Source organism: Rhizocola hellebori, from assembly GCF_016862955.1.
In the GTDB taxonomy this organism is placed as follows: domain Bacteria; phylum Actinomycetota; class Actinomycetes; order Mycobacteriales; family Micromonosporaceae; genus Rhizocola; species Rhizocola hellebori.
Window position 1 is genome coordinate 116,351 of sequence record NZ_BONY01000011.1, and the last position, 16,930, is coordinate 133,280.

Genomic DNA, 16,930 nt, shown 5'->3' on the forward strand with positions numbered 1-16,930 from the left:
ACCCTCAAGCCTGCTCGATGACACTTCCCACTTCGGTGCGCGAGGCCACGCCCAGCTTGCGCAGGATGCTCGACACGTGCACGGCCGCGGTCTTGGGCGAAATGTAGAGGCGGCGGGCCAGGTCGGTGTTGGTGAGCCCATCGGCGATCAGCAAGGCCACCTCGCGTTCGCGGGGGGTCAGCGCGGCAGGCCCGGTGACCGCGCTCGGCGCGGCGGTCATGCCCAGCCGGGCCCGGACCTGATCCAGCTGCGCCACCCGCCAGCCCGCCCAGGACCCGAGCAGGGTCATGGCCGCGTCGACGTGGGCGGCGGCTTCGCCCGCCCGGTCGGCGGCCAGCAGGCAGCGGGCCGCGCCGACGTGGGCCGTCCCCCGCACCGGTGGGCTCAGGATCACCGAGCCCGCGGTGGTCACATAGCCGGCCAGCGCGGCCTGGTGGCGTCCGTGCGCCTCGTCGAGCTGGGCGTCGACGAGGGTCCGGTAGTCGTCCCACACATAGTTGTCGAGCAGCTCGACGCGCATCGAGTCCACCTTGGACAGTGGCAGCCCGGCCGTGAGCGCGGCGGAGACCAGGTCGTGCGCCTGCGATCCGCTGCGCCAGGGCTGAGCGGCCAAGGCGCCGTAGAGCTCGTCCAGTAGGCGTTGCGCCAGCGGCAGGTCACCCCGGCGGCAGGCCAGATGGAAGGCCAGGCCGGGAATCGTGCTGGCTTCCTCCAGTACCAGATGGGAAAGGTCTTCAATGATCTCGGCGATGTCATCGAGCCGCCCGGCTTCCAGGTAGAGGCCGCCCAGGAACACCGCGTGGTAGTCGGCGCGCCGGCCGCGGCGCAGATAGCCGCGGTCGTGGTTGCGGCCCTCCTCCAGGGCCTCGATCGCCTCGGGCAGGTTGCCGGCACGCATCGCCAGCCGGGCGCGGCCCTGGAAATATGCCGCCACGGCAAGGGATTCGAAGCCCGCCCGCTCGGCGTTGCCGCGCATCCGCTCAAGCATTTCGGCGTGTTCGGCGGCCGAGGCGGGCGGCACGCCCTGCACCAGATTGTTCAGCGCCCGCGCGGCCAGCACCCACTCCCCCAGCTTCTCGGCCTCGTCGACCAGACCGCGCAGCATCGCCCAGCCCTGGGTGGCGGTGGCGGGAAGGTTGGCCAGCGCCGATCCCTTCTCCACCAAGGCGGCCAGCCGCACCACCGGCAGGTCGAACTCGTCGGCCAGGGCGAGCGCCCGGTCTGCCCACCGCAGGGTGGCTTCCTGCTCGTCTTGCAGCATCTTCGATTGCGCCACCGCGGTCATGGCGCGGGCCTGGCTGGCCCCGGGCGGCAGATCGGCGATGAGCGCCTCGATGTCGCTGGTCAGCTCGCGCATCTCGGTGAGCTCGTCGGCCTCCCAGGCCAGCCGCACCAACAGGTAGAGCGCATCGGCCTGAGCCGGGGCGTCGACCGCCTGGGCGCGCCACGACCGTCCATATCGGACAGCGTCATCGAGCAACCCGGCCAGCCAAGCCGCTCTCGCAGCCCCCGATAAAAGCTCTATGTCGTCGGGTACCTCGTCCAGCCCCATTTCCGCAAGACGCAAAGCCTGATACGCCGAGCCGATGGAAAGGTAGAGCCGGGTGCCCCGCTGCGCGGCGTCGATCATGTCGTCGTAGCGCCCGGCCCCCCGGGCGTGATAGGCCACCAGCGCCGGATCGGCCGCCCCCGAGTCGAGCAGCACCTCCAGCGCGGCCTCGTGCAGGCGCCGCCGCTGACGGCCCAGCATCTGGTCGGTGATGGCCTCGCGCACCAGGGCGTGGCGGAAGACGAACTCGTCCTGATCCGCCTCCACCAGCACGCCGCTGGTCACCAGCTCGCGCAGCACCTCGATGAGGTCGCCCTCGTCCATCGCGGTGACCCCGGCCAGCAGGTCGAAGGGGATCCGCTGGCCCAGCAGCGCAGCGGCCTCGACCACCCGATGGCCCACCGGCTCGAGACCCTCCACCTGACGGCGCAGCACCTCGACCAGACTCCACGGCAGCGGCTGCTCGCAAAGCTCCTCGAGGTCGTCGCTTTGCCTGCTGCGCAACAACTCCTCGAGGAAGAACGGGTTGCCACCGGTGCGCTGATGCAGCGCGTTGGCGGCCCGCACCGGGGCCGGTTTGCCGGTGGCGGCGGCCAGCATCGCGGCGGTCTGGGCGGCGCTGAGGCGGCCGAGGCGGACATGGGTCACCGAATGCCGCCGCTCGAGACGGGCCAGCAGAGCGGCGATCGGCTTGCGCATGGTGACCTCGTCGGGCCGGTAGGTCCCGATGAGCAGACGCGGCCCGCCCTGATCGGCGATGCGCTCGAAGAGAGCGGCGCTCTCCGAGTCGGCCCAGTGCAGGTCCTCGAAGACCAGCACGGCCGGCGCGTCGCCGACCACTTCGGAGATGATCGCCAGGCCGGTGTGCAGGCGTTCCACCGCGCTGCGCCGGGGATCGGAGAGGGCCTCCAGCTGGTCCTCGCCTATCCCGGGGCGGTTGTCTATGGCGTCGAGCAGGACCTCGTACGGCCGGGCGAGCGAACCCGGCACGGCCTGCCCGATCAGCACCACCGTCGCCGGGTCCAGAGCGCCGGTCAGCTCGTGGACCAGGCGGGTCTTGCCGATGCCGGGCTCCCCGGCGAGCATCACCACATGAGACTGGCCGGAAGCCGCGAGCTGAGACAGCTGCCTCAGCTCGGGCTCACGCCCAATCATCATCGGGCTGGCGCCACCCCTCGTGATCCGCACCCCGCCAGGGTACCGGCGGCGGGCCGGGCGGCTGGGGCCGGACGTTCTCGCCCGGAGGCGCTCTGTACGCTGACGACCTCTTTGTCTTGGCGTAGGTTCTCGCGGCGGGTGCGCAGTGCGGCCTTCAGAAGGCGGAAGCGGTCGGCTTCGGCGATCAGTTCGCGGCGGTGTTCGTTGGCCATCATCAGCATCGTGTCTGGGTGAAAGAACATGCATTAATAGTCGGCCGGTAAGGGTCTGGTGCCATCCGCAGCAGTTATCTATCTTCGCCGTCGCTCCCGGCGTGGCCGGTCTCTAGGTATACCTACCCCGCACCTGACCGTCGCCAGAATAGGGCCGATTTAGACCGTTTGGTGAAGGCGGCCGGGGCCGCATTGACTAAGCGCTTCAGGCTGCGTAGCCGGCGGCCTGAAGCTCGAACAGCTCGCGGTAGGTCGGGTCGGCGTGGTCCATCAGCTCGTCATGGGTGCCCTCGGCGATGAGCCGGCCGCGGTCCATGACGTAGATGCGGTCCGCGTGGCGCACATTGGCCAGGCGATGGGTGATCAGGATGGTGGTCGCTTGCCCACGGCGCTCCCGCACCACCGAGAACAGCTGGTCCTCGGCCTTGGCGTCCAGGGCGGAGGAGGGCTCGTCCATGATGAGCAGGTCGGCGTCGCGGAAGAAGCCGCGGGCCGCGATGAGCCGCTGCCACTGCCCGCCGGAGAGGTCCTGCCCACCCTCGAAGGTGCGGTCGAGCAGGGTGTCGTAGCCGCGGGGCAGCTCCACGATCATGTCGTGGGCCGCCGCCCTGCGCGCGGCCTGCTCGATCGTCTCGTGCCCGGCGTCGCGTGCGGTGTCGCCCAGGCGGATGTTGACGGTCGCGGTGAACGGCCAATGGTGGTGTTCCTGGGTGATGACCGCTATCCGCGATCGCAGCAGCTCAATATCCAAAGTGGACAGATCGACTCCGTTCCAGAGCACCCGGCCGGTGTCGGGCTTGCGCAGGCCGCACAGCATGGCCGCCAGGGTGGTCTTGCCCGAGCCGTTCTCCCCCACCAGCGCGATCGTCTGACCCGACCGCAGCGTCAGGCTCACCTCCGACACGGCCGGCTGTTCCCTGTCCGGATAGGCCAGAGTCACCCGGTCAAGCTCAAGCAGGCGCAGCCCGCCCGGAACGGTACGGCCGTGCGCCGTGGTGACCCGGGTGTGGGCGCGTTTGAGGAAGGTCTCGAAGTCGCGGAAGTGACGGCCCTCCGAGTAGAGGGCGTCGACCTGATAGCTGGCCAGCGCCAGCGAATGGCGGGCCGACTGCAGCGCCACGATCGCCGTGGCCCCGGCCGCCAGCGGCATCCGGCCCGAGACCAGCAGCCATGCCAACACGACGTAGACGCCCAGCGCGGCGACACCGCCGATCATCGAGCCGATCGTGTTGGTGGTGGTGACCTTCTTCGCCAGCCGCAGCTGATGGCGTGTCTCGGCCCCCATCACCACATCGAACTGGTGCAGCAGAAAGCTTCTCAGGCCGTAGGCGCGAAGCTCCACCGCGGGCCGCCGATCGGCCATGAGCCGGGCCAGGATCCACAGCCGCCTGCGCCGGATCGACGAGGCCAGATAGGCGCGGTACTGCTGTTGTCCCGCATGCATCGCCGCCCACCCGGTCGGGATCATCGCGGCCACCGTCACCACGATCAGCAACGGGTGCAGCAGACCGAGCGCCACCGCCACGGCACCGATGCCGATCAACCCGGCGAGCAGGTTCAGGGTCGACTCCACCAGGCCCATCGTGGCATCGGTGCCGCGACCGGTGGCCCTTTCCATCTCGTCGGCGAAGGACTCCTCATCGAAAGCGCTCACATCGACGTTCGTCGTCACCTCGAACAGCTGCCGCTGCGCCGACTGCACCACCTTGGGCTCCAAGCCGGTCTGCACCCAGCCCACCGCTATGCCCAGGCCCGCTCGCAGGCCGGTCACCGCCGCCAGCAACACCAGCGCCGGAAACGCCGAGGCGAGCCGATCGGCGGTCGGGCCGGCCGCAAACACCTCGATCAACACCTGCTGGGTGGTCAACAGGCCGACTGTGGCCAGTACCCCAGAAATGATCGTCAATACCAGAGTGGCGGCCGTGCCGAACCTGTCTGCCCGCCAGGCCAGCCGCATCGCCGCCATCACCATAGCGGGCAAGGCTTTGGCCACCTTGGTGAAGCCCGCTTCACCGCGCGCCTCCACCCCCATCTCCCACCACATCCGGCGCAACTGTGGCAGGACCACCTCTTCAGCCATGCCTCCAAACTAGAGTGCTTTAGCTAGCACGTCGCATGGGTTTGCCGTTGCCCAGCCGCTTGGCAAAGCCTTGCCGGAGGGCGGCATGGGTGGTGCGTTTCCCGTGCCGCCCTCCGGCAACATCATCCGAAGAATGCCCCATAGAGGCAGCCGATGAGCACTGCCTTCGGGGCGCTTGCCAATATTCCCGCTCCGACCTCGGGGCCCGCCACGAGAGAGCCGATCGCCGCCGCCGCCGCGAAAACTACCGCTGTTCGCCAGGCTTTCGCCCAGCAGCGGCCGGCCGCACGCTGGATCGCACCGCCGATCGATCGCCGCATGTTGCCCAGCCCGTGCCAGCTCAGGTTTCTTCCCGCCACGCCGGCTGCCGCCCGGACGGGCCGCACAGTCACATGGTGGACGGCGTGAGCGACACTTCCGCCCTTACAGCCACGCCGGTCTTTGCCTATGCGGTGACCGTGCCTGTCCCTTCTGCGATGGTCTTTGCCTCGCCTGCCGAACATGCAGTCGCCCGCAAGGTCGAACGAGTTGACCGGGTCACCGCCGACGTAGTCGTAGTCGTTGGCGCTGCCGCCCTCCACCGGATCGACCTCGATGAACTGGCCGAGCAGGGGCGAATACTGCCGGGCGCCCATCTCGACGATCGGCTGCAGACCGTTCTCGTGCTCCAGCGGCCGCTGATGCCGGCCGAGCCAGCCATAGTCCATGGCACCCTGGCTGTTGTCGGGCAGTGTGCCCGCGATCGGGTTGCCGTACGGGTCGTAAACGGTTGTCGCGCCTTGTTTCAGGCCGTCCGCCCCGGCGACGGCGACCACGTCACCGTGCAGGTTCGGGTAAGACCAGACACTTCCCGACTGCTGAACGGTCAGCAACGCCCCGCCCGGCAGCACGAGATACGCCTGCTCGACCTGATTGCCGGCACCCGTGACGAAGTCAGGCGTGTCACCGGAACCCGTTGAGCCATAACGCGCCGAGAAGGCGCCGTTGACCCGCCGCTCAACAATGCGATCGGTGGCGTCCCGGACATAGCTGACCGTGGTGGTGGCCTTGCTGGTCGACATGTGCCGGTCAGCCGCGTCATAACTGTGGGTCTCGCCGAAGATGAAGCCGGCGTTGCCATGCGTGTCGTAAACCGGAGTCCCGACACCGCTTTCCGAAGTGGAGGTCAGGCGGTCCGCCCGGTCATAGCAATAGGTGGTCACGGTAGCCGCGCCACCCGTGGGCGTAACGGTTTGCTTGGTGCGGTGGGTGTTGGCGCCGGCGGCCGGCAGAGCGCTTGCGCCACAGGCGGCCGTGGTGAGGGTGCCGAACTCGTACTGCACCCGCCGGCCCGGAAGGTAAGCGTCGTAGAGCCGGCCGGCGGCGTCGTAGCGGAAGTCGTCGCCAGCGTGATGGTCCACGCCGTCGACCACCTGCCCGACCACATCCCCGATCAGGTTGCGCGTCACCTCGTCACTGGTGATCGTCGCACCCCCGACCTTGGACCAGGTCACCTTGCTGGGCCTGCCGAAGGTGTCGTAACCGAAGGCGCCCTTGGTCGAGTTGACCGGATAGGTCACCGATTCCAGCCGGCCGTTGGTGGCGTTGTAGACGAGGCCGTTCGCCTGCACCACCCCCGCCCGTTTGATCTGGGTTAGACGATCGCCGGAGTCGTACGACTTCTCGATGACACCAGCGGGTCCCGACTGGGTGATCTCTCTTCCCAGGATGTCGTACCCGGAGGTCGTCACATTGCCGAAGACGTCCCGGTACGAGATCGCCTGTCCCAGCAGATCGGTCTCGGAGGTGATCGTGCCCGCGGTGTCGGTCACCGCCTGGATGAGCGGCGAGGGGCCCTTCGGCCCCGCCGCGCCATCCGGATCGACCGCATAAGCCGTCGTCACAGTCCGCGCGGGCTGCCCGCCGAAGGCCGGATACCGTGTCTCCGTTGCCCTGCCCCGGGCGTCGTAGATCACGCAAGTCCACTGTTCGCTGCCGACACGCGAGGCCAAGATGCGCCCACTCACGTCGTAAACGAACTCGCGCACCACAGGCGTGAGGATCCCGCCGCCGTCCGGATCGGCATCGGTGGACAGCTTGGCCATGCCACCCTGGTTGATGGCCTCCACCGCCGGCGTGCAGGGATTGTCCCGGGTCTCCGCCTCGTTGGCCGGGGTGGCCGGGTTGTCCGCGCCGTAGTAACCGATGGTGGTCCTCGTGACATCGCCGCCCGGCAGCGTCCTGGCCACCTGGCGCAGGAAGCCGTTGGTTCCGTCGGCGGGTTCATAGGTCGTCGTGGTGGTCAGGCCGAGACCGCCAGGGTCGACAATCGTCTTGGTCACGAGGTTGTGCTGCGGCCCGATGCCGTTGGCCGGGTCGGAATAGAAGGTGCTCGTCTTGGTGCCGTCCGGCCCGATCTTCGACGTGACGAGGTTGAACTCCGGGGTGAGCCCGGTCGCCGCCTCGTAGCCGCCGTCCGGGCGCACCCAGTTGAGGTGCAACAGATCCGCGAAGTCGAAGTCGGCGTACTTGATCTGGATGCTGTGCCGCTCCCCCGGGCCGGCCGCGTTGATCCACGTGCTCTTGTTCTCGGGATCGCTGCAGCTGTGGGGCAAAGACGTGTCGGGTAGCCAGCGCGAGACCACCTCCCTGCCGTCCACGAACAGCCACGCGGCGTCGGCCTGCCCGACGCAGATCTGCAACTTGAACACGCCCGCGGTGGGCAGCGTGATGTCACCGGTGTAGAGGGCCCCGGTGCCGTTGGCGTTGACGCCCTGCGGCCGACCGGAGTCGTTGTCGCGCAACGTATCCGGGTCGAAGGCGTGTGCGACCACCGGCCCCTGGCGGCTGGTGTTGTTCCACCACTTCACCTGAAGGCCGTTGACACCCTCGTCGAAGCCGGTATGGGTGCGGCCTACCTCACACGCGGTCGCCGATGCGGTGGCGCTCATGCAGTCCGCGTCTTTGGGGAGGTAGAAGTCGTTGCCGTACCAGATCTTGTCGAACATCGACACCGGCGCGGGGCCCCAGGACTCGACCGGGTTTCGCTTCTGGTCGTAAAGCGTCGCCGTCAGCTGACCGTCGGGTGTCAGCGTGGCATAGGCTAGATCCCTTGCGTCCCAGTAGGTTTTCACTGTCTGCCCGAGGGAGTTGGTGTCCTCGGTCCGGCGCCCCCGGAAATCGTACTTCTGGGTGCGGAAGATGCCGGCCATTCCGCCGCGGGTGACCGTGGCGGAGCCGTCGATGAGGATGCCGCCGCTCTTGTTCTGCGTGTAGTCGTACGTGCGCGATGGCCGGGCGGCGTCAATCTGTTGCGCCGCGGGCAACGTCACCGTCTTGACCCGAGACTTCAAGCCGGTGGTCAACGGATCGTAATCGATCCGGGTGAACAGCCGGTTGAGGTCGGTGTCAGTGCGGTTGCCGGAGAACAGCACATCCCTCGCGTTGGGATCGGCCATCCCCACCATACGCGCCTCGGAGTCGTAGCTGAAGGTCCACCACGAGTCGCCCGGATTGGCGACATGGGAAAGCAGATCGGTGTCCCTGAAGTAGAACAGATCCGTGGTCGTGCCGTCCCAGTAGGTGACCCGGCACAGCATGCCCTCCTCGGCCTGGTAGGCGGTGCCGCCCAGGGGCGGGCTGTTGGGACAGTTGACGTCCGCGTCGGTGGCCGCATAGCGCAGCGTCACCTGCCTTCCCGACACCGGATCCTCGATGGCGGCGAGGCGTCCGAGGCTGTCAAAGACGTTGCGGGCCGCGGCCGGCCGCCGGTCGTCCAGCGGTGTGCGCACGGCGGAAAGGCCACCGTCGGGACGGAACAGGTAGTCAAGCCCCTCCTCGTCATGGACGGCCACCGTCCCGTCGCTGTTGACGACCACTAGATCGTCGTTGTCCGGTGGCGGCGTGTAGGTACCGGAGGCGTTGCGCGCGAAGGAGAAGGTCTCCCCGTCGTCGGCGGTCAGCGTGACCGAGCCCTCGTTGACTGTCGCCGCGGTGTAGGCGGCGTTGGCGTCGGCGGCCTGAAGCGACCAGCCCGACGGCAACGCGGGTGACTCGGGCGCCAGCCAGTCGGCCGGCACATCGGAAGCCGGGCCGAAGCTGCCCCCGAGATCCTCACGGACCAGCAGATGCAGATAGGCCGGGCCGGTCACCTCATAATAGTCCAGTGCGAAGGCCCTGGTCGTGCCGCCTGCGTGCGACCCCGCCTCCCAGACCGGGTCGGGTTGCAGCGAGTTCCAAAGGTCCATCACCGTGACCCCGTTGTACCGCAGGCGAATCCCGTCATCGGAGCGGATGCCGAACTGCCAGTTGTGGTTGGCGGGCAGCCGGATCGACCCCGACCAGCTGGCGGTGAAGTAGTCGGTCGGCACCCCGGGCGACGGCGACTCGTTGCCCCACTCGAACCGCATGACCGTGTCGGTCCGGACGAGCTGGACCGGATCGGTCGGCTCGATCACATGGTCCTTGTCGACGTCATTGCGGTAGGTGGCCTTGAGCCCATAGCGGGTGTCGCGTCCATTGTAGACAAAGCCCACGCCCACTCCGCCGCCCACGGTGGGTAGCTGCGGCCCATCGATGCGGACAGTCGGGTTGCCGGTCACCATGTTCGTCGTCACCGCGCCCAGCTCGTCGGTCGGCGACAGGCCACCCATGCCCAGCTTCCGATCGACGGTCAGCTTGCGCACATCCGAGGCGACATAGGCACCGCCGGCGTTGTCGAACGCGATGTCGTGCGCCAGCACCTTCCAGTAGTAGGTGACCCCGTCGCGGAGCACTCCGGCCGGTACCGCCCAGGACATCTGCGCCGCACCTGCGGGCTCGGTCAGCTCGGCCGACTGCGCCACCATGCCAGACTCCGCATCCGGTGAGGTCGCCAGCTTGACCGTGTAACGCACCTCCTGCCCATCCGGGTCGTCGACCGTCTGCCAGGTCAAGGTGGGCTCGAGGGTGTCGATCGCCAGCGCACCGTCGGCCGGCCCCACCTGCGCCGGCTTGCCCGGACGGGTGTTGACGTTCAGGGCGAGCCTGATGTCGCCGGGAAGGAATCGCTTGTAGGACAGACGATACAGGTAGTCCGGGTCTTCCTCGTCGCCGCCGAAGCCGAACATGCCGTCGTCCCAAGGGCTGTTCCAGGCGGCGATGTCCTTCCACAGCTGGATGCGGTCGGTGACATCCCAGCAGACCTCCAAACCCCAGTAGCACCAAGGATCCGAGGGTACGACCTTGGCGTCGACGAGGTTGAACACCCGGTCGCCGTTGGCGACGGCGCCCGCCGCGTTGGGGGCGATGGCATCCCATAGCTCGATCAGCTCGGGGTCGGCGCCGATGCCCAGCTCGTCGTACTCGTTGCCCCAGACTTGGGCGCTGATGAGGTCCTTGTTGGCGCCTTCGACGTAGGGCCGATAGTCGAACCTGGCGATGCTGCGCCACCAGTAGCGGCCATTCGCGGGATCCCAAGGGGTGCCTGGTGTGTGATGGGTTCCGGTGCGAATACCGTCGCAAAAGGACGCTTCGTAGAGCGACTCGAACAGAAGGTAAGAGCACGCCCAGTTGGCTGCCCCGGTGGAAGGCAGCAAGAAAGACGGGTCGATCACCACGGGATGCTTGCCCCCCGATTGCGTGGCAAGCCATGCCTTGTCGACCGAAAGCGTCATCCGCTGCCGCCCATCCTTGCGCCCGTCGAGTGTTTCGACGCGTGCCTTTACGCCGGATCCGTCGGTGACCGTGCCCTGCGATCCGGTGACCTCCAGCGGTCCCAACTGCCACGTGCCCGCCGAAGCCGCGGTCACCCTCGGCGGCAAGAGCATCCGCTCTTCCAGGCCGAGACCGCTGACAGCGAAGGGGAAGTCGGACCGGTCGCCCGACCTGACCACTATCGACTCCTTGACCTGGGCGGAGGTGACCGAATAGACCACGTCCACGCCGGGCCACACGTCGGAGTAGACAAGCCGGTTGGGGTGATCCTCGTCTATCACCGGCAGGACCATCTGGTGCACATCGCCAAGCTCGGGTGCAAACCAAATTTTTCCTGTACCCGCCGAAAGCTCGACCCCGCCACCCTGCGACATGATCGGCCCGAACTCCACCTTCCAGGAGTTGGCCAGGTTACGGATCCAGCCGTCGCGCTGCGGGTCCGGTACCAACGTATTGTCGATTTTCTCCCACGCCGCACCGGGTCGCGGCTGGAAGTTCACCGGTTCGGTGTGCAAGATGACGGTCTCTGTCCCGTCGTCGTTGGCATAGACCTCGGTCTGTGCGTCCCGTCGCCGGATGATCTCGCGGGCGGGATCGAACTCGCGTGGCACGGGACGTTTGGGTTTGGCCGCCTGGCTTGTTTGTTCCGTCGCCGCGTTGCCGGTCGGCATCGACGGTTCGGGCAGGCGCACGGGAGGCGAGGTGCCCAGCAACGGCCGGGCCACCGCAACGGGTTTGGCCGCCTGCGCCGGTGGCGGACCTGACGCCACACCGACGAGTCCAGGCAGCATGACAGCGCAAACCACGAGCGTGGTTCTTCGCATGCGGACTGATGTCATTGTTCTCTCTCCTGAAGGGAATCCACCGGTGGATGCCGGTGGCGTCCATTAGGCGGTCCCCGACCGGGGCAGCAATCGGCCCTCATCGAATTCTTTACATAGATTTGTCGGCGTGCTCGCCTGTTCGGTATAGCCTTCCTGGCGTGTACGAGTTTCGGGTGCTGGGACCGCTCGAGGTCTCACATATGGGGAGCAACCTGGACCTGAAGGCGACGATGATGCGCAGGGTGCTGGTCACCCTGCTGTGCCACGCGAACCGGCCGGTGTCACCGCAGGCGCTGGCCGATTCCATCTGGAACGGCCGGCCACCCCCGTCCGCCCGTAAGAACCTCCAGGGTTACGTGATGCGGCTACGCCAAGCCCTGCACGAAAGCGAACGCATCCGGCTCACCTCAACCGGATACAGCATCACCCTGGCCCCGGGCGAGCTGGACGCGCAGGAGTTCACCGATCTGCTCGGGCAGGCGTTCACCGCGAAACAAGCGGGCCGCTTCGCCGAGGCAGGCGAGGTTTTCAGCCGGGCCCTCAACCTGTGGCGCGGGCCGTGCGCCTGCGTCGACGCCGCCGGGACGGCCCTGGTGGTCACTTCCGCGTCCAGATTGGAGGAACAGCGGCTGGCCGCGCTGGAAGCCATGGCCGAGGTGGATCTGCAGCTCGGCCGGCACAGCGAGATCATTGCAGCACTGTCGCCGATCATGGATGAGCATCCCTATCACGAGCGGCTGCGGGAGCACATGATGCTCGCCTTCTTCCGCAGCGGACGCCAGGCCGATGCCCTGGACCTCTACCGCCGAACCCACGCGCTCATGGTCAGCGAGCTGGGCGTGGAGCCCGGGCCGGGCCTGCAGCGGCTGCACGCCGCGATCCTGCGCGCCGACCCGGATCTGCTGCGGGCGCCGGGCGCCGTCCCGGATGCCGCCGGCAGAGCACCCGAGTTCGTGCGGCCGCGGCAGCTGCCGGCCGAGGTCAACGGTTTCACCGGCCGCCAGGACCAGCTCGACGCGCTGCACGCTTTCGACCGGCTCGGTGATCAGTCCAGCCTGCTCGTCATCACGGCGATCGGCGGCAGCGCCGGCGTGGGCAAGACGGCGTTGGCGGTGCGATGGGCACATCAGGCGACCGACCGGTACCCCGACGGCCAGCTCTTTCTCGATCTGCGCGGCCACGCCCCCGGCCGGGCCATGTCGCCCGACGAGGCTCTGACAAGCCTCTTGGGCGCGCTGAACATCAAGCCCGAGCGAATCCCCCAAGCCACCGGGGAAGCGGCGGCACTCTACCGATCCCTGCTGTCCGATCGGCGGATGCTGATAGTGCTCGACAACGCCCACTCGGTGGAACAGGTGCGCCCCCTGATCCCCGGCGGGCCCGGATGCCTGGTGCTGGTGACAAGCCGGGAAAGGCTGGGCGGGCTGATGGCCCGCGAGGGCGCCCACCACCTCACGCTGGACGTGCTGACCCCCGACGAGGCGCAGCTTCTGCTGGAGCGCACGGTCGGGCACGCCCGGGTGCGGGCCGAGCCGGCGGCAGCGGCGCAGATCGCCCGGCTGTGCGCCTACCTTCCACTCGCGCTGCGGGTGGCCGCCGCACGGATAGCCGAGCACCCCCACCGCGATCTGAAATCACTGGCCGCCGAGCTCGACGGGGTGGGCAGGCTCGACGCGCTGGCTGTCGCGGGCGATGAGCACTCGGCTGTGCGGGCCGCGTTCGACCTTTCCTATCGCGCTCTTGACCCTGCGGCACAACGATTGTTCCGCTTGCTGGGCCTGGTGCCCGGCCGCGACTTCACGCCTGAAACGGTCGCCGCGCTGGCTGGCACCACACCGGCCGAGGCCTGCAAAGGGTTGGCACGGCTCACCAATGCGCATCTGATCAGCCACGGTGAGGGTGACCGCTACAGCTTTCACGACCTGCTACGCGCCTATGCCCAGGAGCTGGCCGCCACCGACGCCGAGGCGCGTACCGCAAGCCATCGGCTCTATTCATGGTATGAGGCCGTTGTCGATTTGGCGGCCATGACCTTCTACCCTTACGCAACGCGGCTGCCGCGCGACGACCAGGCCCGGTCTTCTCCGCCGGGAGTGGTCTTTGCTGACATATCGCAGGCCATCACCTGGCTGGACACCGAGCTGGCCAATCTGGTGGCGGCGATCAGGCATGCCGCCGAGCACGGGCCGGCTGAATTCGCCTGGCTTCTGGCCGATGGACTGCGCCACTTCTTCATGCGCCGCGGCTATCTCACCCATTGGGCGGTGGCCGCCGAGGCCGCGCTTTCCGCCGCCACCGCTGCGCACAACCCGCAAGCGCAAGCGGCCACGCATTTGAGTACTTCCGACTTCCATGCCAGACGATGCGCCTTCGAGGAATCCATCGCCCACCTGCAAGCGGCGCGCCGCCTCAGCCTCGAATGCGGCTGGGAGCGAGGAGAGCTCGCCAGCCGGTTCAACCTGGCTTACACCTATCACAAAATAGGAAACCTCCCCCAGGCCGAACAGCTGACCCGGCTCCCTGCCGAGGGCGTCCGCCAGATCGACGGTTCGATCCTGCTGCACCAGCTCACCATCCGGGCCTCAGTGTTGCGCGAGATGGGGCGCCTGGATGAGGCCATGGAAATGATCAACGAGGCGTTCCGCCATCGCAGCAGCGCCCACACCGACTGCATCGTGCGCTATGGGCACGGAAACGTTTTGCACAGCTATGGCCGCTACGACGAAGCGCTGGCTGAATTCGCCCGGGCCGCCGCGATCGCCGCCGAGCTGGGTGACCACGAGACGCAGTCGTGGTCGCTGGCGCGCGTCGCGGCGGTGCTGCGCGACAGCGGCCGGCTGGCGGAGGCGCTCAGTCAGGCCGAGACCGCGTTGGCGCTTTGCGGACACGAAGATGTCTCCCTGTACGTGAAGGCGCGTGCCGTCGGCGTCGTGGCGTCGGCGCATCGATGTCTGGGGAACCTGGAACTCGCCGAAACCTTGGCGCGCTCCGCACAGCGGATGGCACAACAGTCCTCCAATCGCCGGGCCGAAATCGATGCGCTGCTTGACATCGCCACCGTCGCCAGCCAGCGACCGCAACCCGGCGATGCCGCGCTTGCCCACGCCCGCAAGGCTTTTGAGCTCGCCGACGGCGGCGGCTTCGCCCCGTTGCGCGAAGCCGCCGCCGACCTGATCAAGCGGCTTGCGGCGGTTTGAACGCCTGCCTGACCGTGCCGATGTAGATCTGCCGCAAAGCAATCACTTCCCCCGATAGACATCCTGGGCTATCCACGATGATCGTGGGCTGCGGTGCGGCCCCGGTACACGCGCGGTACATCGAGCTGGTGAGGAGGCTGTAATGCCGTCGCGGGCTATCCGAGCGCCCGGAAGGCGGTGTTGAGCGCCCCGGCCAGATCGTCATGCCCGCTGAGGTTGGGATGCGGGCAGCCACCGATCATCGTCTTCTGAATCTTGTCCGCGCCCAGCGCGGGCGGTTTGACGAACCGGATCTTCGGGTCGGCCGGAAGGATGCTCGCCTTGATGGCCGCGTTGAGCTGGTTGGTCCAGGTCTGCACCTGTGTCTTCCACGCCTGTCCGGTCACCAGATCCAGCTCGACGTCGGGAATGTTGGGCAGCGCGCCCTTGATGACGTCGGGCAGTTCCGTGTTCTGCACCCAGGTGCTGGCGAAGGTGCCGATCGACACCTTGGCCGGGGTGATGTCGTAATAGCCCATCCACACGATCTTGTTTGCCCCGGCGGCCAGCGCCTTGGTGGTGATGGTGTTGACATCTCTGGTGATCGTTGGATAGTGGGTCGGCCCGTCGAAGACCGGGATGTCGAAACGCAACCGTTCGATGGTGATGTCCCGGGGCCGGTTGCCGGTGATCTCCTCCTGCAGCACCACCTGGCACGCGCCGCCCCTGATCACGTTGTCGCGGCCGGTCGGCCGGCCCTGGGTGTCGTAGTAGCGCATGACCGCGTTGAACGGCAGGGTATTGCGCACGAAGTAGCGCACCGCCTGTATCCGCAGGAACTCGGCCATGCCGCAGAAGGCCGCACCCTTGGCCACCTCGGTCCAATTGGTGTTGTTGATGCCGCCGGTGGTCACGTAGTAGGCCTGACGCCCGTCCTGCTTGGCCTTGGTGAGCGCCGCTTCGGCCAGCGCCATCGGCGGAAACGCCCGTGCCCATGGGTTTTCACACGAATCCTGGTAGATAGCCGGCGCTCCCAGGATTTCCGGGGTACCCATGCCCGTGCGCGCGAAGTTGTAATAGTCGACGACAGAAGTGTTGAGGTTGCTCACATACTTGCCCACATAGCTGGCCGTCATGTCGTTGCCGTGCAGCCCGCGGGTGTCAGCTTGGGTGTTCTGGTTGACACTGCATTTTTTGGGTACGTGGTAGTGCTTGATCTGAATGTGCGCGGACGTCACCGAGTCCCCGGTGGCGACGACCACCACCGGCGTCTGCGGGTTGCGGTTCGGCGGGCACAGCTTGTCCTTGGCCGCCTCCCTGAGCTTGGCCTCCAGATCGGTGACATCAAGCCGGGCCTCCCGCTGCGCTGCCGGCAGCGGACAGGTCCCCGGATCCGTCGCGGTAGAACTCGGCTGCGGCGTCGTCGGCGTCGGTTGCGGCGTGGTCGGCTGCGGCGTGGTTGGCTGCGGCAACGTCGGGCTCGGTTGCGGCGTGGTCGGCGTCGGTTCCGGCACCGTCGGACTCGGCTCCGGCTCTGTCGGCGTCGGCGTCGGTTCCGTCGGCGTCGGCTCGGGCTCGGTCGGGGTCGGCTCCGGCGTCGGCTCCGGACATGGGATCGCCGTCGCGGTCGGACTGGCACTAGGATCGATCGGCGTCGCTGTCGGCGCGGATGAGGGAGCCGTCGGCAGCGATGTCGGCGTGGCCGAGGGGTTGCTTGGCAGCGAGGTCGGCCCCGTCGAGGGGTTGGTCGGCAGCGAGGTCGGCGTGGCCGAGGGGTCGATCGGGAGCGATGTCGGCTCGGCCGTAGCCGTTGGCTCGGCCGTCAGCGAGGGCTCGGCCGTCGGTGGCAGCACGATCGCCGCGGCGGGCACCACCTTCGGCTGGGCGCGGCGTGCCGCACGTGCCGCAGGCGACGCGGACGGCTCGCACTCGCGCGCCAGCCGATCCTCCTCCAACGCCGTGATCACATCGGGCGGCAGCGGCGCTCCCTCAGGTACACAGGGATCAAAAAACCAGGCAACACCTTCAATGTCGCGGGTACATGTGCCGTAGTCGCTCACCGTCGCCACCCCGGGCGATGCCGCCGGACTCACCAGCACCTGCAGCAAACCCGCCACCAGCCCCGCCACCACCGCCGATGCCGAGGCCGTCACTGTCCTTTTCATACAATCCCCTTCCTGCGTATCAGGTCGGGGAAATCTTCAGCGAAGATTAAGAGTGATCGATATGACTGCCAGCTGGCCATATGCGGTCCCGGC

Annotated in this window: 6 protein-coding genes; 1 reads left to right on the forward strand and 5 read right to left on the reverse strand. The window is 67.7% G+C overall.

Going from position 1 to position 16,930, the window contains the following annotated elements:
• Positions 1–4 precede the first annotated feature (4 nt).
• The 4 genes from Rhe02_RS11220 to Rhe02_RS11235 all read right to left on the reverse strand — a co-directional run bounded on the left by Rhe02_RS11220 (position 5) and on the right by Rhe02_RS11235 (position 11,496).
• Entirely contained in the window at positions 5–2,737 is a 2,733-nt protein-coding gene (locus tag Rhe02_RS11220; RefSeq protein ID WP_239123664.1) for a LuxR family transcriptional regulator, read from the reverse strand.
• Positions 2,704–2,949: a hypothetical protein gene (locus tag Rhe02_RS11225; protein WP_203908080.1), complete on the reverse strand. Its 246-nt coding sequence runs from the start codon at positions 2,947–2,949 to the stop codon at positions 2,704–2,706. The genes Rhe02_RS11220 and Rhe02_RS11225 overlap by 34 nt, the downstream gene beginning before the upstream one ends.
• A gap of 175 nt (positions 2,950–3,124) precedes the next feature.
• On the reverse strand, positions 3,125–4,999 hold the full coding sequence (locus tag Rhe02_RS11230) for an ABC transporter ATP-binding protein (protein WP_203908081.1): 1,875 nt from the start codon (positions 4,997–4,999) through the stop codon (positions 3,125–3,127).
• A 122-nt stretch (positions 5,000–5,121) separates the two neighbouring features.
• A complete protein-coding gene (locus tag Rhe02_RS11235; protein ID WP_203908082.1) occupies positions 5,122–11,496 on the reverse strand; it encodes a PA14 domain-containing protein in 6,375 nt (2,124 codons plus the stop codon).
• Between the two features lie 158 nt (positions 11,497–11,654).
• Here Rhe02_RS11235 and Rhe02_RS11240 point away from each other — a divergent pair, with 158 nt between their 5' ends.
• On the forward strand, positions 11,655–14,693 hold the full coding sequence (locus tag Rhe02_RS11240; RefSeq protein WP_203908083.1) for an AfsR/SARP family transcriptional regulator: 3,039 nt from the start codon (positions 11,655–11,657) through the stop codon (positions 14,691–14,693).
• A gap of 155 nt (positions 14,694–14,848) precedes the next feature.
• Here Rhe02_RS11240 and Rhe02_RS11245 read toward each other — a convergent pair whose 3' ends face one another.
• On the reverse strand, positions 14,849–16,837 hold the full coding sequence (locus Rhe02_RS11245) for a hypothetical protein (protein WP_203908084.1): 1,989 nt from the start codon (positions 16,835–16,837) through the stop codon (positions 14,849–14,851).
• Between the last annotated feature and the right edge of the window lie 93 nt (positions 16,838–16,930).